The organism is Colwellia echini (genome assembly GCF_002843355.2).
Classification (GTDB): domain Bacteria; phylum Pseudomonadota; class Gammaproteobacteria; order Enterobacterales; family Alteromonadaceae; genus Colwellia; species Colwellia echini.
The window spans coordinates 1-1,521 of sequence record NZ_PJAI02000061.1; the positions used below are offsets into that span (position 1 = coordinate 1).

The 1,521-nt window shown below is 34.9% G+C and carries 1 protein-coding gene; it reads left to right on the plus strand.

Annotation, left to right across the window (positions count from 1 at the left end; genetic code table 11):
• The first annotated feature begins 772 nt into the window (after positions 1-772).
• Positions 773-1,285 (plus strand): hypothetical protein, encoded by a 513-nt coding sequence (locus tag CWS31_RS17245; protein WP_148747792.1) that lies wholly within the window; start codon positions 773-775, stop codon positions 1,283-1,285.
• Positions 1,286-1,521 lie beyond the last annotated feature (236 nt).

A 1,521-nucleotide genomic window follows, 5' to 3' on the forward strand; every position in this document is an offset into this window, starting at 1 on the left:
TGTTTCGTGCCTCAACATTTTAGCAAACAATTTTTTGCCTCTTAATGAGGCGTTAGGTGTATTGGGTTATTTGCTTATGGTTTATTTTTTGATTCACGTTTTGCGCATCAATCACGTATCTTAAAACGTAATTCAGTTTTGTATTTATCGCGCGTATATTATTGTTTCGCGGTGTTACATAAAATCGAGCAAAGCAGTTTATTTAACTTTTTGGTGCGTTAATTTCTCAGTTTTTACTGCAAAATTTCGTGCAAGACTTTGCCAATTACTTTATTGTGGTTTGGTAAGTTTAGGTGGCATAAATTCTAATCAGTTCAAACACCTAACAAGGCATTAAAGCAGGACAAAAAACAGTTTGCTGTTTCGTACCTCAACATTTTAGCAAACAATTTTTTGCCTCTTAATGAGGCGTTAGGTGTATTTGGTTAAAGGGTTTGGTTTTATTGTTTGATTCACGTTTTGTGCTTCAATCGCGCATCCTACAACGTAAATCACTTTAGTATTTATCGCACGTATATTTTTGTTTCGCGGTGTTACATAAAATTGAGCAAAGCAGTTTATTTAACTTTCTGGTGCGTTAATTTCTCAGTTTTTACTGCAAAATTTCGTGCAAGACTTTGCCAATTACTTTATTGTGGTTTGGTAAGTTTAGGTGGCATAAATTCTAATCAGTTCAAACACCTAACAAGGCATTAAAGCAGGACAAAAAACAGTTTGCTGTTTCGTGCCTCAACATTTTAGCAAACAATTTTTTGCCTCTTAATGAGGCGTTATGTATACCAGCATAATCATGGAGAACATCGTGCTAGCAAAGTTGAAAATTACGTTATTTATCCTATGTACTTATATTTTATTACCTAGCGCCCATGCACAACACATGGAACGTGATTTAGTTGTTTCACAAACAATGTTTAGTTACTTAATAGAGCATAATGGATCCTATCAAGGGACTAGTGCTCCTGTTTATTTCTTAAAGCTTTACCAAGCAGATCCTCCTAAATCACTTCTTGATAAATTTAATGAAGCACGTACTGTAATCAAACCATCATCAATGGCAAACATTGGCCCACCTAGAGAAAAAGCTATCACTGTTTATGATGCAGATACGGGAAATACAGGAGTTATTCTTAATATTCATTCTATAAAGTGGTCAGGTGAAAACTCTGTGTTAGTAAAGGCAGGATATTACGAGGGGTTAAGGAGTTCTGAGATTAAACTATATACATTACAATTCATAAATGGCCAGTGGACTGTTGTGAAGTCACAACAATTATCTGTATCGTAGGTATACCTAACAAGGCATTTAAACGGAAAATTTACAGTTGGCTGTTTTTCGTTCCTCAAACATTTTAGCCAACTATAATTTCCGCTTAATGCGGCGTTAGGTGTATTGGGTTATTTGCCTAAGGTTTATTTTTTGATTCTCGTTTGTTGCATCAATCACGTATCTTAAAACGTAATTCAGTTTTGTATTTATCGCGCGTATATTATTGTTTCGCGGTGTTGCGTAAAATTGAGCAA